Annotated in this window: 18 protein-coding genes; 17 read left to right on the top strand and 1 reads right to left on the bottom strand. The window is 62.7% G+C overall.

The features are described 5' to 3' along the window. Positions 1–43: 43 nt before the first annotated feature. The 10 genes from eccCb (at position 44) to HMPREF3171_RS01990 (ending at position 9,739) form a co-directional block, all read left to right on the top strand. Complete coding sequence (eccCb, locus tag HMPREF3171_RS02035) at positions 44–3,538, top strand: type VII secretion protein EccCb (RefSeq protein WP_070482485.1); 3,495 nt, start codon at positions 44–46, stop codon at positions 3,536–3,538. Beyond that, positions 3,539–4,522: a type VII secretion-associated protein gene (locus HMPREF3171_RS02030; RefSeq protein WP_070482483.1), complete on the top strand. Its 984-nt coding sequence runs from the start codon at positions 3,539–3,541 to the stop codon at positions 4,520–4,522. It begins immediately after the preceding gene. A gap of 103 nt (positions 4,523–4,625) precedes the next feature. Further along, complete coding sequence (locus HMPREF3171_RS02025; RefSeq protein WP_070422754.1) at positions 4,626–4,937, top strand: WXG100 family type VII secretion target; 312 nt, start codon at positions 4,626–4,628, stop codon at positions 4,935–4,937. A gap of 18 nt (positions 4,938–4,955) precedes the next feature. Beyond that, positions 4,956–5,240 (top strand): WXG100 family type VII secretion target, encoded by a 285-nt coding sequence (locus HMPREF3171_RS02020; RefSeq protein ID WP_070422755.1) that lies wholly within the window; start codon positions 4,956–4,958, stop codon positions 5,238–5,240. A 291-nt stretch (positions 5,241–5,531) separates the two neighbouring features. Further along, positions 5,532–5,975, top strand: coding sequence for a 50S ribosomal protein L13 (gene rplM / locus HMPREF3171_RS02015; RefSeq protein WP_070422756.1), 444 nt, complete (start codon positions 5,532–5,534; stop codon positions 5,973–5,975). After that, complete coding sequence (rpsI, locus tag HMPREF3171_RS02010) at positions 5,975–6,514, top strand: 30S ribosomal protein S9 (RefSeq protein WP_070422757.1); 540 nt, start codon at positions 5,975–5,977, stop codon at positions 6,512–6,514. The genes rplM and rpsI overlap by 1 nt, the downstream gene beginning before the upstream one ends. Before the next feature lie 135 nt (positions 6,515–6,649). Then, positions 6,650–7,993, top strand: coding sequence for a phosphoglucosamine mutase (glmM, locus tag HMPREF3171_RS02005; RefSeq protein ID WP_070482481.1), 1,344 nt, complete (start codon positions 6,650–6,652; stop codon positions 7,991–7,993). Between the two features lie 103 nt (positions 7,994–8,096). Continuing rightward, the gene (locus tag HMPREF3171_RS02000) at positions 8,097–8,414 is read left to right on the top strand and encodes a hypothetical protein (RefSeq protein ID WP_070482479.1); all 318 of its coding nucleotides are present in this window, start codon (positions 8,097–8,099) and stop codon (positions 8,412–8,414) included. Then, positions 8,411–9,439, top strand: coding sequence for a hypothetical protein (locus HMPREF3171_RS12420; RefSeq protein ID WP_070482478.1), 1,029 nt, complete (start codon positions 8,411–8,413; stop codon positions 9,437–9,439). The genes HMPREF3171_RS02000 and HMPREF3171_RS12420 overlap by 4 nt, the downstream gene beginning before the upstream one ends. A 54-nt stretch (positions 9,440–9,493) precedes the next feature. After that, on the top strand, positions 9,494–9,739 hold the full coding sequence (locus tag HMPREF3171_RS01990; RefSeq protein WP_141739346.1) for a hypothetical protein: 246 nt from the start codon (positions 9,494–9,496) through the stop codon (positions 9,737–9,739). Positions 9,740–9,773: 34 nt separating this feature from the next. Here the strand turns inward: HMPREF3171_RS01990 and HMPREF3171_RS01985 are convergent, their stop codons facing one another. Continuing rightward, the gene (locus HMPREF3171_RS01985) at positions 9,774–10,628 is read right to left on the bottom strand and encodes a dienelactone hydrolase family protein (protein ID WP_070482476.1); all 855 of its coding nucleotides are present in this window, start codon (positions 10,626–10,628) and stop codon (positions 9,774–9,776) included. Between the two features lie 75 nt (positions 10,629–10,703). Between HMPREF3171_RS01985 and HMPREF3171_RS01980 the strand changes: the two genes are divergently transcribed. From HMPREF3171_RS01980 to tsaD, 7 genes are read left to right on the top strand one after another with little or no spacing between them, the layout of a single operon-like run. After that, complete coding sequence (locus tag HMPREF3171_RS01980; RefSeq protein ID WP_070450563.1) at positions 10,704–11,363, top strand: GAP family protein; 660 nt, start codon at positions 10,704–10,706, stop codon at positions 11,361–11,363. A 19-nt stretch (positions 11,364–11,382) separates the two neighbouring features. Continuing rightward, positions 11,383–12,468 carry an alanine racemase gene (alr, locus tag HMPREF3171_RS01975; protein WP_070482566.1) on the top strand — a complete coding sequence of 362 codons (1,086 nt, stop codon included), beginning with the start codon at positions 11,383–11,385 and terminating at the stop codon, positions 12,466–12,468. Next, a complete protein-coding gene (gene tsaE / locus HMPREF3171_RS01970) occupies positions 12,469–12,936 on the top strand; it encodes a tRNA (adenosine(37)-N6)-threonylcarbamoyltransferase complex ATPase subunit type 1 TsaE (protein WP_083291911.1) in 468 nt (155 codons plus the stop codon). Between the two features lie 10 nt (positions 12,937–12,946). After that, complete coding sequence (locus HMPREF3171_RS01965) at positions 12,947–13,450, top strand: hypothetical protein (RefSeq protein WP_070482475.1); 504 nt, start codon at positions 12,947–12,949, stop codon at positions 13,448–13,450. Next, positions 13,450–14,088, top strand: a complete 639-nt coding sequence (tsaB, locus tag HMPREF3171_RS01960) for a tRNA (adenosine(37)-N6)-threonylcarbamoyltransferase complex dimerization subunit type 1 TsaB (RefSeq protein ID WP_070482473.1) — start codon at positions 13,450–13,452, stop codon at positions 14,086–14,088. The genes HMPREF3171_RS01965 and tsaB overlap by 1 nt, the downstream gene beginning before the upstream one ends. Next, complete coding sequence (gene rimI / locus HMPREF3171_RS01955; RefSeq protein WP_070482471.1) at positions 14,088–14,552, top strand: ribosomal protein S18-alanine N-acetyltransferase; 465 nt, start codon at positions 14,088–14,090, stop codon at positions 14,550–14,552. Before tsaB ends, rimI begins: the two co-directional genes overlap by 1 nt. 3 nt (positions 14,553–14,555) lie before the next feature. Beyond that, a complete protein-coding gene (gene tsaD / locus HMPREF3171_RS01950; RefSeq protein ID WP_070482470.1) occupies positions 14,556–15,599 on the top strand; it encodes a tRNA (adenosine(37)-N6)-threonylcarbamoyltransferase complex transferase subunit TsaD in 1,044 nt (347 codons plus the stop codon). Positions 15,600–15,639: the final 40 nt, after the last annotated feature.

The raw sequence follows: 15,639 nt of genomic DNA, 5'->3' as shown, positions 1-15,639 counted from the left end.
GGGGAACTGTGGCCACATGGGGTGAAAAGGGGGGGATCCACGAATGCTCGGGTTAGACCACGATGCTGTGCTCGCACCAACTGCGGGCACACCTGACGTGCCGGCACTGCCAACAGGACAACTGCGTGCAGAGCCAGTCCCAACAGCGCAAAAGCCGCAGACGCAGCCGGTGATCAAAATCTTGCTGCCAATTGTGATGGTGGTTGCCGTTGGTGCGGTGATGGCGCTGATGATGACATCTGGACGCACTGTGAGCCCAATGATGTTGATCTTCCCGCTGATGATGCTTTTCGGACTGTTGGGCATGATCAATCCGCAAGATCGGCAGGGAGATATCAACGAAACGCGCCGGGTGTACCTGCGCCACCTGGATGCGTTGACCCGGAAGGCGCGCGCGAACGCAGCGCAACAGCGCGCGCACGCGACAGGGTTGCACCCGGCTCCGGCAGATCTTGTTGCTGCGACACCGGTGGAGCGGGTTTGGGAGCGCACTGCGGCGTCACCGCTGGCGTTGACCGTCCGGTTGGGGACTGGCAGCGGTGCGCTGTGCACGCCTGTCGATGTAGAGGATCCGGGAAGCCCAGAGGACCTTGACCCGGTGTGCGCGGTGAGTCTTCGTCGCACTGTCGCTGCCGTAAGCACCGTGCCTGGCATGCCGATTGTTGTGCAGCTCGATGCATTTCCCGCGGTCACCCTGGCTGGTCCCGGCGCGCATGAGGTGGCGCGTTCCATCGTGTGCCAACTCGCGTTTTTTCATGGGCCCGAGTTGGTCAGCATCGACGCGCCATTCGCGTGGGCGAAGTGGCTGCCGCACGCTCGCGCGGAACATGCACGTTTTCGCGTGGTGCTTATCGACGCCACCGTGGAGCACCTCCACGCCCCCGACGCCGACTGTGTGATTGTCGTCCACCCGGACGAGCACTACTTTGTGGACCCGGATGCCTTCCACCTCGTGTGCACCGATACGCTCGCTGCGGTCACCGAACAGGGCATGGAGCAACTCGGCCTTCCGGACTCGTTCACTGACGCGCAGGCCGAGTTCATCGCTCGCCACCTCGGGTTCTACCGACGCCCAGAAGGCGCAAGTGAGGACACTGGCGATCTGCTTGCCATGCTGGGGATTACGGACCTGGACGCACTCGATGCCACCACCATGTGGCCGGGGATGCGCAACAAGCTTGTCGTGCCCATCGGCGCGACCCCCGATGGGCAGCCGGTGTACCTGGACTTCAAAGAATCAGCGCTCGGTGGCATGGGCCCACACGGGCTCTGCATCGGAGCTACCGGTAGTGGTAAGTCCGAACTGCTTAAGGAAATCGTTGTTGCGCTTGCCGCAACGCACTCGCCGGACGAGCTCAACTTGGTGCTTGTGGACTTCAAGGGCGGCGCAACCTTCCTCGGCTGCGAGGACCTGCCTCACACCAGTGCTGTGATTACCAACCTTGAAGACGAGGCCGTGCTGGTCGAGCGCATGTTTGATGCCATCTCCGGCGAGTTGAACCGCCGCCAGGAACTGCTGCGTGCCGCAGGCAACTTTGCCAACATCACCGACTACACCCGCGCCGGGCACACACTGCCGTCGCTGGTGATCATCGTCGACGAGTTTTCAGAACTGCTCTCGCAACACCCGCACTTCGCGGACCTTTTCGTCGCGGTGGGGCGCCTGGGCCGCTCACTTGGTGTGCACTTGTTGCTCGCCTCGCAGCGGCTCGAGGAAGGAAAGCTGCGCGGGCTCGATTCCCACTTGTCGTATCGCATCGGGTTGAAGACGTTTTCCGCAGGGGAGTCGCGCCAAGTCCTCGGCGTGCCGGATGCCTATGAACTGCCCAGTGAGCCGGGCTCGGGTTACCTCAAGTCAGGTATGGAACTCACCCGCTTCAGGGGGTCTTACGTGTCCGGTCCGCTGACCCGCCAGGTGTTGTCGCACCCAGCGGACGCGCCGACAGTGCGGTTGTTTACCGGCGACGAGATAGAAATCGCCCCGCAAACTGTTACCGATACCGACTATTCGACAACGCTGTTCGACGCCGTTGTGGAGAAAGCCCGCGACGTCGCCGCAACCCGGAGCATGCGCGCCCACCAGGTGTGGCTGCCACCGTTGCCGGATACGCTCGCGCTTTCTTCGCTTGTCGACGACACCATCGCCCTCGTCGACGAGCCCTATCGCCAACTCCAAGTCCCCTTCGCCGTGGACTTTTCCCGTGCCGGTGGGCATGTTGCCATTGCTGGTGCGCCGCAGACGGGGAAGTCGATGGCGGTGCGGTCGATCGTCGCCAAGCAAGCGCTGTGTCGCACAACCGATGAGGTGGCGATTTACATCATCAACGCTGGCGGCGGCGACTACAGCGACATCGAGTCCCTGCCTCACGTGGCGGGTGTGGCGAACGTGAAGGATGAAGAACGCACGCGTCGTGTTATCGACGAGGTCACCGGACTTCTGGATGTGCCTGCCTCGCGCGCGACACTGCTCGTTGTCGATGGTTGGCATGCGTTGCTGGCCAACGATTCCAAACTTGAGGACCTGCGCGATCCTTTGGCACGGATCGCCTCCGAAGGCCCTGCTGCACGCGTGCACCTGCTGGTTACCACACAGCGGTGGAACGCAGTGCGTGCGAATGTGCGCGACCTCATCGGCACCCGCATCGAGATGCGCCTGACCGAGCCGATGGATTCGCTGATCGACCGCAAGGCCCAAGAACGTCTCGCCGCCGTGCCGGGACGTGCGCTCACCCCGGACGGCAAAGTCATGCATGTCGCGCTGACCAGCGCCGAAGACATCGCACACATCGCAGCCCAGGCGGCGAGCCAGACGCCGGTGCCACGCCTGCGCGTGCTGCCAGCAAGAGTCGACGCGCAACCGCTTATCGACGGCACCCGCATCCCACTCGGCATTGGCGGAGCGGACCTTGCACCGCTGTACTCCACCGGCCACATCCTGGCCATCGGTGCAGGCGGCGCGGGCAAATCCGCCTTCATCGCCAGCACGATTGCGGCTATTTCAGCGATGCCACGCGAACAAGCCCGCATGGTGATCTGCGACCCGCGCCGGGCACACCTGGCTCATGCGGACAGCGACATGGTCGCGGCGTACGCAGCTTCCTCGAGTGCGCTCACCGATGCGGTGCGCTCGCTGGCCACCACGCTGACCTCGCGACTGCCGGGCAGCGACGTCACGCCCGCCCAACTGGCAGACAGGTCCTGGTGGGCAGGCCCAGAGCTCTACTTGCTTATCGACGATCTCGACCTGGTCGGCGACGAACCACTGCGCCCAATCATCGACTTGTTGCCCCACGCGCGTGACATCGGCTTGCACATCGTGGTGGCACGCAAGTTCGGCGGTGTTGGGCGTGCCATGTTTGGCCCGTTCCTCGCCGCTGTGAAAGACCTTCACCCAGACGTGCTGATTCTGGACGGCACCAAGGACGAAGGCGCACTCTTCGGCGTCCGACCGGCACCGCAGCCACCAGGGCGCGCAACGCTCGTACAGGGCGAGCCGAAGGGCATGATCCAACTGCCGATGCTGAATATGGAGGACTAAATGACAGACCTGCGCATTACCGCGACCGATGCGTCGACCGTGTTCACCGGTGCAGCCGACGTCCACCGCTTCGACGCGCCAAGCAGCCGTGAAATCGCGAACACGATCCGCACTGTGCTGGGGCCGAACCCAGACGGGGCACACGTGCACATCACCGCAGACGACACGCGCCTACGCGAGCTCGAGTACGCCCTGGCGGACTACGACATTGACTTAACCACCGAACTCCTTGGTCCCGATCCGGCAGACGTGCCACGTTCGCTCAACGCACCCTCCGCGCCACCTGCGCCGTGGGATCCGCCACGGGACCCGCCGACAGACACGTTCGCGGCAATTGCGGACAACCGCTCGTCAAACATCGGCGTCTGGATCATCGCCGCAGTCGTCGCGGTGGTCGCAGTCGTGTGTGCGGTGGTCATCTTCAACGTTGTCTGGAAAGGCAGCGTTGGCAGTGCCGGCAGCGCCAGCAGTGCAGCGAACACGGACAGTTCAATTGCGACACCGACGGCTACTGAAGCTGCGGCGGGGGCAACGCCGTCTGTGGCGGTGGAGTCGTCGATACGCGAAGAAGCACCGCAGACCGTCCTGCTTGAACAAGACGGCCTTCAAGTGGAACTGCCTGCCGGGTTCGCGCTTGAGGCCGACGATGGCACGTGGCGCGCAACCGGCGATGATCCGAATTTCCGCCTCCACATCGCCGTCGAGAGGCTGTACCAATTACCGGCCAAGACTATGGCCGAGCAACTCCTCGCCGATGTTGAGGCGGACCCGCAAACAGAACTTGTGGACACGGACGGCACCTCGGTGACCTACCTGGAGCGCGCCGCGGATGGATCGCAGGCGCTCTGGAAGACCTGGCCGCACGGCACCACCCAGCTTTTCGTGGGCTGCCACACGCGCCATGAACCCACCACAGTGCAACGCGCAACGTGTCGAATGGCCATGGAAACCGCTGAATTTAAGGGGGCTGACATGCGGACATGAAAAACTTTTGAATTCGATGGAACCGAAAGCACCAAATGTCAGTCAGATATATGAACGGCAAACACACACCGTTCATCCAACCTAAACACACAAGGGGGAAACCATGGAGCTGTTCGCCACTGAAGCGGAGGTTATGCGCGCCGCCGCAGACCGTACCGACGACACCAACGCAAACGTCAACCGTGAAATCGATCGCATCCAACAGGTAGTCGAATCCACTCGCAACTACTGGGTGGGCAACGCGCAGCGCAGTTTCGACGACCTGATGATGCGCTACGACGACGCTCAAAAGCGTTTGTCGGAGGCGTTGACCGCGATCTCCGCGAACATTCGCGACAACGCGAAGCACTACGAGTCCACCGACGCAACCAACACCGACAGCCTCCGTCAGCTCGCTGGCGGACTCGCACTCTAACCACAAGGGGGAACCACCATGCAGATCAAATACGACTTCGCTCAGATCGCCGGCGCATCCGAAGATATGCGCGCATCCGCATCCCGCATCAACGGCGACCTGGCCGAACTGAAGCAGATGCTCCAGCCCATGGTCCAGACCTGGGAAGGTACCGCCGCCACCGCCTACCAGGCACACCAAGCCAAGTGGGACCAGGCAGCAGAGGACCTCAACCAGATCCTCACCCAGATCGCGCAGACCGTTGAGGATGGCAACTCCACCATGTTGGCCGTCAACAACGCTGCAGCGAACAGCTGGGGCTAATCAACAGACTTGCGTCGGGGCGACAACGCCGACCATCGGGGGATAGGGCGCGGCAGACCCGTCTCCGGCGCATCCACAAAAGAAAAAGGGGGACTCGGGGGAAACGCCGTCGCAGGTGACTATGGGGAACACCTGCGGCGGCGTTTTTGTTTTGCGGCAAGATTGCCGTAGTGTTTAACCCCTGTGTGTCCCGCCTGACGCGCGTTTCGGGTCTCCACCGGCCGCCGGAACCGTCGAGGAACATGCGAAGTATGGCCGGCAGCAATCTAGACAGACTTTAAGGAGTCATGCATGTCTACTTACCACCCGAAGAGCGGTGACGTGACCCGTAACTGGTACGTCATCGACGCAACCGACGTGGTGCTGGGCAAGCTTGCTTCCACCGCAGCAGACCTGCTGCGCGGTAAGCACAAGCCGCAGTTCGCACCGAACGTTGACACCGGCGATCACGTCATCGTGATCAACGCCGACAAGATCCACATCTCCTCCAACAAGCGCGATCGCGAGATGCGTTACCGCCACTCCGGCTACCCGGGTGGTCTGAAGTCCATGACCCTGGGCCGCGCACTGGACGAGCGTCCGGACCGCGTGATCGAGGAAGCTGTGAAGGGCATGATGCCGCACAACAAGCTCTCCCGCCAGTCCATCAAGAAGCTGCACGTCTTCGTCGGCTCCGAGCACCCGTACGCTGCTCAGAAGCCGGAAACCTACGAGTTTAAGCAGGTGGCACAGTAATGACCGAGCCGAACAACTACGACAACCTCGCTGCCGACACCGACATCGATGCCGCAACCGCAGCAACCGAGGAGTTCAACTACACCATCGGTGACGCAATTGCGCCGGAGGCTGACGCTGCTGAGGAGACCGTTGAGGTCGCACCGCTGCACGAGGGCCCGATCCAGACTGTTGGTCGTCGTAAGCGCGCAATCGCTCGCGTGACCGTCGTCGAGGGCGAAGGCAAGATCACAGTCAACGGCCGTGAGTTCGAGGAGTACTTCCCGAACAAGCTGCACCAGCAGGACATCCTGACCCCGCTGACGCTGCTCGAGCGCGAGGGCCAGTTCGACATCAAGGCCAACATCTCCGGTGGTGGCCCGACCGGCCAGTCCGGTGCTCTGCGTCTGGCTATTGCCCGCGCACTGAACATCTACAACCCGGCTGAGCGCCCGACCCTGAAGAAGGCCGGCCTGCTCACCCGTGACGCTCGTGCCGTGGAGCGCAAGAAGGCTGGTCTGCACAAGGCCCGTCGCGCACCGCAGTACTCCAAGCGTTAATCGCTGGCTTACTCCACACGCCGTCGCCCGGTTTCGGGTGGCGGCGTTTGCCGTTTCTTCTGTCATTGTTGGTGAGCGGACCGGTTGTAAGGGTTCGTCGATAAGCAATTGCAGCAAGCATGCATAATTGTGGGCATGACTCGATTGTTTGGAACTGATGGTGTTCGCGGCTTGGCCAACGAGGCGTTGACGGCGCCGTTGGCGTTGAAGCTCGGCGCGGCTGCGGCAACGGTGCTGACGAAGGATCGTCGCTCCGGGAAGCGTCGCCCAGTAGCGCTCATTGGGCGCGACCCGCGCGTCTCCGGCGAGATGCTGGCGGCAGCGATGGCAGCCGGCATGGCGTCGAAGGGCGTGGACGTGCTGCGTGTCGGTGTGATTCCGACGCCTGGCCTGGCGTTTCTTACGGACGACTACGGCGCAGACATCGGTGTAATGATTTCCGCCTCCCACAACCCGATGCCGGATAACGGGATCAAGTTCTTCTCCGCTGGTGGTCACAAGCTGCCGGACGATATTGAAGACGAGATTGAGCGCGCCATGGACGAGCTGGAGGAAACCGGTCCGACCGGCACCAGCATCGGCCGTGTGATCGAGGAGGCCCCAGATGCGCAGAGCCGCTACCTGGCGCATCTGGCTGATGCGGTGAGCACCGACCTGTCGGGCATCAAGGTTGTGGTGGACTGCGCGAACGGTGCAGCGTTCGAGGTAGCCCCGAAGGCGTATGCGGCAGCGGGAGCTGACGTGACCGCGATCTTTAACAAGCCCGACGCCTACAACATCAACGACGGCGCAGGATCCACGCATATGGAGCAGATTCAGCGCGCAGTGGTTGAGCACGGCGCGGACCTTGGTTTGGCGCACGATGGTGACGCGGATCGTTGCTTGGCTGTGGACGCCGAGGGCAATGTTGTCGACGGCGACCAGATCATGGCTGTACTGGCAACCGCGATGCGCGATAACAACTCGCTGCGTTCCAACACGCTGGTGGCCACGGTGATGAGCAACCTGGGGCTGAAGCAGGCAATGAAGCGCGAGGGCATCGAGATGCGGGAGACCAAAGTGGGCGACCGTTATGTCCTCGAAGAGCTCAACCGTGGCGACTTCTCCTTGGGTGGCGAGCAGTCCGGCCACATTGTGGTTCCGGAGCATGCGACCACCGGCGATGGCGTGCTGTCCGGTCTGATGCTCATGGCACGCATGGCTGAAACCGGGAAGTCGCTCGCTGAGTTGGCGAGTGTGATGACCGTGCTGCCGCAGACGCTGATCAACGTTCCGGTCTCAGACAAGTCGCGCATTCTTGACGACGAATCCGTTACCGCCGCGATCCGCGAAGCCGAAGCGGAGCTGGGCGATACCGGCCGTGTCTTGCTGCGTCCGTCGGGTACCGAGGAGCTGTTCCGCGTGATGGTGGAAGCAGCTGAGGAAGAACAGGCACGAAAGGTTGCCGGACAGCTCGCGGCGGTCGTCGCAGCCGTGTAACTTCTGAGTAAGAAGTTTTTTGCCCCGGCAGGGAACCGCCGGGGCGTTGGGGGAGTCTAACTAAGTAGAAATAGTTGGACTGGAATCTTTTCAGGGGTGGGAAATGACACGACATGTCAGTGCTGTCGACGTTGACGTTGACAATGTTCGAACGCAGTACGGTGCCGCGATTAACGCGTACCGTGCTGCGGCGCACGACCTCGACGCGAGGCGCATCACGGTGGACCCGTCTGCTTTCGGCGATGGCTTCGCGGAGCAAGGCCAGCGTGTTGCTGAGGCACTTGAAGCGCTTCACAGTGCGTCGAAGCGGTTTTTAGAGGTCCGTAGCGAGAACTGGGAGCAGGTGCTCGCGCTTACCGACGACATCGTGGCCGCCGATGCACTCGCAGCCGAGGTACTTGAGGGGGTGGAGCAGCCATGATGCCGACAGTGCAAGATGATGTCCGCACCCTCGTCGAAGCGGTCGAGGTTGCACCTGAGGTGCCAGAACACCAGCGCAATGCCGTGCGAGGCCTTGCCGGTGAGTTGATGTCCGAGTCCTCCTGTATCAACGGGCTCGACCTTTCGGTGTTCGCACAGATCGGCCTGCAATTGGCGTTGAGTTGTGAGCGTCCGGATACGCCAGCGCGCACGTGCACGGCAGATAACAGCGGATGGTTTGAAGAGGTGGGCATCCGGGATCGGGAGTGCCGAAATGAAGCCCGCGAGACCGACCACTTTGAACACGTCAAGCAGGTAGGCCAGCGTATCGGAGAGTGCTCTTCGGCGATAGAAGCGATCGTGCGCTCAGCTGATATGGCGATTCGTGCGATCTTGGAACCTGCGCGCCGTGTGTTCGAAATCGCGCAGCGTTGCGGGATCACTCAGATTGTGGAGATCGCCGTCGAGGTGATCATCGAAGCGCTGCGGTGTGCAACAGCAACGACCACGGACCGAAATGGGGTGATCCGGGAGTGCCTCGACAGCATTGCCGAGTGCACCGGTGAGGCGGCGCAAACCCAGCCAGAGCCTGCGGTGGAGAAACCATGCGACACGGTTGCAAGCTCCTCGGTCGGCACTGTGGCCGCCGGCGTGAATATCTCGGTCGATGTGGGGCTGAAACTGGGCCTTGAGCTCGACCTGGCACAGGGCGAGGTGGAATGCCCGCCGGAGGAAGCACCGAAGCCGGAGCCTGAACCACCGGCGAAACCAGCACCGAAACCTGCTCCAGCACCGGCACCAGCGCCACCGCCACCACCACCGCCTGCACCTGCACCGACACCGACTAAGGATGGGGTTATCGCCCCACCGCCAGAACTGTCGCAGGTGCAAGAGCCGCCACCACCACCGAAGAAGGCACAGCACGTCGATACAACAGCTGCTTCCGTAGGTGGCGCAGACGGGGCACAATCAGGCGCTCAGGGCGGGCAGGATCCGTGGGCAATGAAGAAAACGGGGGAGTGGTAACCAATGGATTACGAGTTGTTTGTGCTCCAGTTCCAACGTAGGACGCAAAAACGCATGGCTGATTTTGAGGCCATGATGCGCGAGCACCAGAACAAGATGGAACAAACTGCGAAGCACTACGCCAGAGCGCGCGAGACGATGGAACGGCCGAAGCCGGTCGCGCCGCGTGGGGATTACACCTTGGAACGCTCGCGTGTGTCTGCGGCGCGTCGCGCAAGAAGGGCGCAGGTGCATGCGGTGCTGCAAAGCCAGGCCCGGGGGACTCCGCCGGAGCAGCCCGGCGTGGGCGAAGAGGCCTAGCCCCTGAGTGAGAACCTCGCGGAAGCGCGCCGCCCTAGAACAGGGAGAAACCGGCGTTGTCGCGGGCCAGCCCCGCGGCCTTGGCGAGCTTCTCGCCAGAAAGGGAGACCACGCCAGAGCCTTCGGCGTCGGCTTCCGCGTAGCCGGCGTAGGCCTTCTCGTCGTTTAGCACGTGAAGCAAGTAGCCCACGAGCAAGCCGCGCACGGTTTCTTGCAGTGCGCGGTCGGACTTACCCAGGCCGAGGATGCGCTTGATCATGCCGTCTTCGGAGAAGGACTGCTGATCGCCCTTCTTCGGTGCGCGGTAGACCACGTCGCCTGCCCAGTTGTAGGCAAGCTTTGCGGGGTTGCCCGGGTCGAACAAGGAATCGCCGTCCTCGCCGGGGCCGATGACCATGCCGGGGGCGAAGAGCGCACGGGCTGCTTCCACCGCGGACGGTGCGACGTTTGCCGGGTACACCGTCGCAACAGCCTTCACCTTCGGGTTGTCTACCGCTGCAAGCACTGCGGCGCCACCACCCATGCCGTGGCCGACGATGCCGAGTTTGCCTGGGGAGACAGAGATGTTGCCGTTGCCTAGTCGCACGCCGGCGAGGATCTGCAGGCTCGTCTCCAGGTCTGCAGCAAAGCCACGGTGATCTGGTCTAAACCCGGTTTCAGTGTTGGGTGCTGCGACTGCGATGCCCCAGCTGGCCAGGTGGCGCAGTGTGCCGTGGTAGTCGTCGACGTCTTTCGTCCAGTCGTGGCCGAACGCGACAGCGGGCAGGTTCTTACCCTCGGCAGGGGTGTACACCTTGCCGGGCAGGCCCGTGTAGCCCAAGTCGCCTTCAAGGACGCGGTGGGGGCCACGCTTGGACAGGTCAGAGAGTTTCTTTAGCTTCGCAGACACGCCGACGATCCTACTGCATCCTTGTCTGGACTAGGGTGAGTCCATCGTTGCAGGCGGGGTTACTCAGGAGGCAGGATGCTCGGCGCGTTACAGCTCGCATTCGTCGATTCGGTGAACCTTCTGCTCATCGGGGTCATCGTTGCAGTAGGTATTGCGGTGCCACGGGGAAACGGCCGCTACGCCAAGACGACATCGTTGCTGATTGCCGGTGACTGGCTGGGGGTGGCCGGGCTTGCGCTGCTGATGCTTGTCATTTTCGACGGGTTGGGCTCCGCCGTTGAACGTTTTGTCAACGGCCCTGTCTTCGGTGTGTTGCTGATCGCAACGGGTTTGCTGACGGCGGTGCTTGCCATGCGTGGCGGTGACAACCAGGCGCTGACGCAGAAGATCATGCAGCACCTGAACACGCCCGGTCCGCTGACGGTGCTGACGGGTTTTGTCTTGGGGCTGGTGCAGTCCGCAACCTCGGGACCGTTTTTCGGCGGGCTTGCGCTGCTGTCCGCCTCGGGTATTGACGCGCAGGTGCGTTACGCGGCGATTCCGCTGTACGCCTCGGTGGCGTTGTCGCTGCCAACGCTGTGTGCGCTGCTGGTCGGGTTGGTGCGCGCTCGTCCTGAAAGTCTCGCAGGCAGGGGGTTTGCGTGGGCGCGCAGCCACCCGCAGCAGGTGACGGCAGCCGCGACGTGGGCTGTGGCAGTAATGCTGACTGTGCTGGGTGTCGTGCACCTGCTGTAGGTGGTGCACAATGGGGCGTATGTTTCCGCTCCGTACAACGATTGATCTAGGTGCGATTGCGCACAACACTCGCCGTCTGAAAGAGCAGGCAGACGAGGCGAAACTCATGTGTGTGGTGAAGGCGGACGCCTATAACCATGGCGTCGAAAAGTGCGTTCCGGTGATGGATCGCAATGGCGCAGATGCGTTCGGCGTGGCCACGTTGGCTGAGGCTCGTCGTGTCCGTGAGGTCACACAGAAGCCTGTGCTCGCCTGGTTGTGGAGTATCCACGAGGAGTTGCCGGAGGGCATCGATCTTGGCGCGCCGAGTGTTGCCCATTTGCAGTTGCTTATCGACGAACCCACGCACCGCACCGTCTACCTCATGGTGGATACGGGCATGCACCGCTCCGGTATCGACGAACCGGAGTGGGAAGCGGCGTTCAAGATGGCGTTTGAGGCGGAGCAGGCCGGCAAGATTGAGGTTGCTGGTTTGATGACGCACCTGGCGTGCGCCGACAACCCGGTCGACCCCTACACGGATTTCCAGGCGGAGAACTTCCGCAAGGCGATCGAGGCGGCGCGTGCGGCCGGATTGCGTGTGGAGCGAAACCACATGGCGAACTCGCCAGCGACTTGGACGCGCAAAGATTTGCACTTTGACATGGTGCGCCCCGGCGTGAGCCTGTACGGGCTCGAACCAGTGGCGGGGCTTGACCACGACCTGAAACCGGCGATGACGTGGGTGGGACAGGTCATCGCGGTTAAGCCGATGAAGCAGGGCGAAGTAACCAGTTACGCACGCACCTGGGAAGCACCCGAGGACGGCTACACCGCAGTGATTCCGGCCGGTTATGCAGACGGCGTGCACCGTAGCTGGCAGGGTGCGTTGGAGATCGCCATCAATGGCCAGACCTACACCCAGGTTGGGCGTGTGAGCATGGACCAGATTGTGGTGTGGCTCGGCGCAAACGAGGACAACGTCCAGGCAGGCGACGAGGCAATCATCTTCGGTGCGGGTGGTCGCAGCGCAACTGATCTGGCTAAGGCCGCCGGCACGATCAACTATGAGGTTGTGTGCGCGCCGGAGGGCCGAACGCTTCGCACCTATGTAGGGGAGGAGTAAGTGAAGGACACGTTTGCGTGTGAAGGAAAGCGGGTGTGTGAGGGGGTCGTCGATACGCAACAGCTTGGTGAGGAGCTCGGCGCAGCACTTGAGGCGGGGGATCTAGTGATCCTGGATGGCCCGCTCGGCGCCGGCAAGACCACGTTCACACAAGGTATTGCGCGTGGCATGCAGGTGAAGGGACGCGTGACCAGCCCGACGTTTGTCATCGCGCGCCAACACGCTTCCACTGTGGGCGGGCCCACGTTGGTGCATGTGGATGCCTACCGTCTCGGCGACGATCCGCTGGGTGAGCTTGATGCGCTCGACCTGGATACCGAGTTGGAAGATGCCGTGGTGGTCGCAGAATGGGGCGGCGGTTTGATGGAGCAGTTGGGGGCGCGCCACATTCTCGTGCAGTTGGATCGGGAGACTCTCGCGGAGACTGAGGGCAGGATAGTTTCCTGGCGTGTCGTGGAGGGGATGTAGGCTTACACCCATGCTGAAAACGAGTAGCAAAGCCCGTGGTTGGATCATTCTCGCGGCGGTGCTGTGGTTGGTGATCCTGATCGGGATCATCTTCATTCCGCAGTCCCGTGGCTCGAACGCTGTGGATGAGGTGAAGCCGACGAACTCGCTGACGCGTGCGCTGGCGCAGACTCGTCCGGGCGGCGACATGGTTGCCGCGCAGCTCGTTGACCCGTCCAGGGTGTACGACGCAAACGAGTACATGGGGTACACCACGCTGTGCCCAGGCGAGCCGGAGGAGCTGGTGAAGGCGAAGAAGGAAGCCTTCGCGCTGACGGATGAGGATGTGGACCTCAACGGCGAGATGGGTTACGTGCTGCTGATCCCAGCGGAGGGTGAGACTGCCCTGATCGACCCGGTTGAGTTGAAGAAGGTCGACATCTGCACTGTTCCGCAGTCGGAGACTTTCCCGCTGAACACCGCAATGCCGTTCTACAACACGAAGGGCCAGTGGGCTCTGGGGATGGGCCAGTAATGCTGGTGCTCGCCCTCGACACGGCGACTACGGATTTGGTCGCAGGTGTCGTGGATACCGAGGCGGCGAAAACGCTTGCTGAGGCAACCGTTGCTACGCGTGCGCACAACGAGCAGCTTGTGCCGACAGTGCAGGTGCTTCTCGACGAAGCCTCGCTCACCTTCGCCGACCTCGACGCCATCGTTGTCGGTTGCGGGCCGGGCCCGTTTACCGGTTTGCGTGTCGGGATGGCCACCGCCTCTGCGCTTGGCCAGGCGCTTGGCATTCCGGTGCAGGGGGTATGCACCCACGATGCGGTAGCGGTAGACCGCCAAGGCGATGTGCTTGTGGTGACCGACGCCCGCCGCCGCGAGGTGTACTGGGCCCGGTACAACGACGGTGCCCGTGTTGCAGGCCCCGAGGTATGTAAGCCGGCGGATCTGCCAGTGGAGCAGGTGGACGTGCTGAGCGTGCCCGACAACCTTGCAGAGCAGGTCACGGTCGTAGCAGGCACTATTGCGTACCATGCGCCGACCCCGGCTGGGTTGGTTGCCGTGGCGGATCTGAGCGCCACCCCGGAGCCTCTCGTCCCGCTGTATTTGCGTCGGCCGGATGCGGTGCCACCGAAGCAAGCTCCGAAGTCGCCCGCGCTGCCGTGATGGAGTTCCGTGAACTGACAGTCGGCGATGCGGCCGCGGCGGCAGCGATAGAGGCTGTCCTGTTCGCCGGGGATAACCCGTGGTCGGAGGCAGCATTTCGTTCAGAGATTGCTGCGCCCCACACGTTTTACCTCGGCGCGTTTGAAGCAGACCGGATGCTTGGTTACGCGGGGCTTGCAATGCTGGGCCCGCGCGACGACCCAGAGTTTGAAATCCACACCATCGGGGTGGACCCCGAACAGCAGGGCCGCGGCCTGGGCCGGGCGTTGATGGACCAGATGATGCACACCGCTGACCTCATGGATGGTCCGGTCTATCTTGAGGTGCGGGTGGATAACGAGCCCGCGATCGCGCTGTATAAACGTTTCGAGTTTTTCACCGCCGGCGTGCGGAAGAACTACTATCAGGCCTCCGGCATGGACGCGTACACCATGACGCGCCCGCGCAAGAGCGAAAGGGTGTAAGCAATGATTGTCCTCGGTATCGAGTCCTCCTGCGACGAGACTGGCGTAGGCATCATCAACCTTCATGACGACGGCACGATGGAAATCCTTGCCGACGTCGTCGCGTCCTCGATGGAACAGCACGCCCGCTTTGGTGGTGTGGTGCCGGAGATCGCCTCCCGTGCACACCTTGAGGCGATGCCGCAGGTGATGGAAAAGGCGCTGGCGGACGCTGGCATCGACAAGCCAGATGCCGTAGCAGCCACGATCGGGCCCGGTCTTGCGGGTGCACTGCTGGTTGGCGCTTCCGCCGCGAAGGCATACGCCGCCGCCTGGGGCGTGCCCTTTTACGGCGTGAACCACCTTGGCGGCCACGTCGCTGTGGCCAACCTCGAGGGGGAAAGCTTGCCGCACTCGATTGCGCTGTTGGTCTCTGGCGGGCACACGCAGCTGCTCGAGGTTGACGCGGTGGGCAAGCCGATGAAGGAACTCGGCACCACACTCGACGACGCTGCTGGTGAGGCCTACGACAAGGTGGCCCGGCTTCTGGGGTTGGGCTACCCGGGTGGCCCGGTCGTCGACAAGTTAGCTGCGCAGGGGGATCCGAATGCGGTGCGTTTTCCGCGGGCGCTGTCGCGTGCGGAGGATCTGCGTGGCGAACACCGTTACAACTTCTCGTTTTCTGGGCTGAAGACCGCGGTCGCGCGCCACGTTGAGGCCGCCGAGCGTGAGGGCCGCGTGATCTCGCTGGAGGACGTGTGCGCGTCCTTCCAGGAGGCAGTCTGCGACGTGCTTACCGCCAAGGCGATCATGGCCTGCGAGGACACCGGCGCGAACACCCTGCTGCTCGGCGGGGGTGTGGCGGCCAACAGTCGTCTGCGTGAACTCGCGCAGCAGCGTTGCGACGACCACGGCATCGAACTGCGTGTGCCACGGTTCAAACTCTGCACCGACAACGGTGTGATGATCGCAGCGCTTGCGGGTCAGCTCATCCACGAAGGGGCCACGCCGTCTGATTTGGGCGTAGGCACGGACACGTCGCTCGAGGTAGAGGTTCCGCTCGTGTAATCGCTCGCCGAGCGAGGTCACCAGGGAGGGGCTACATTGA

Source organism: Corynebacterium sp. HMSC08F01 (assembly GCF_001807545.1).
Classification (GTDB): Bacteria; Actinomycetota; Actinomycetes; order Mycobacteriales; family Mycobacteriaceae; genus Corynebacterium; species Corynebacterium coyleae.
Note: the sequence above shows the minus strand (reverse complement) of the source record. Positions and strands in the feature narration are given on the sequence as shown.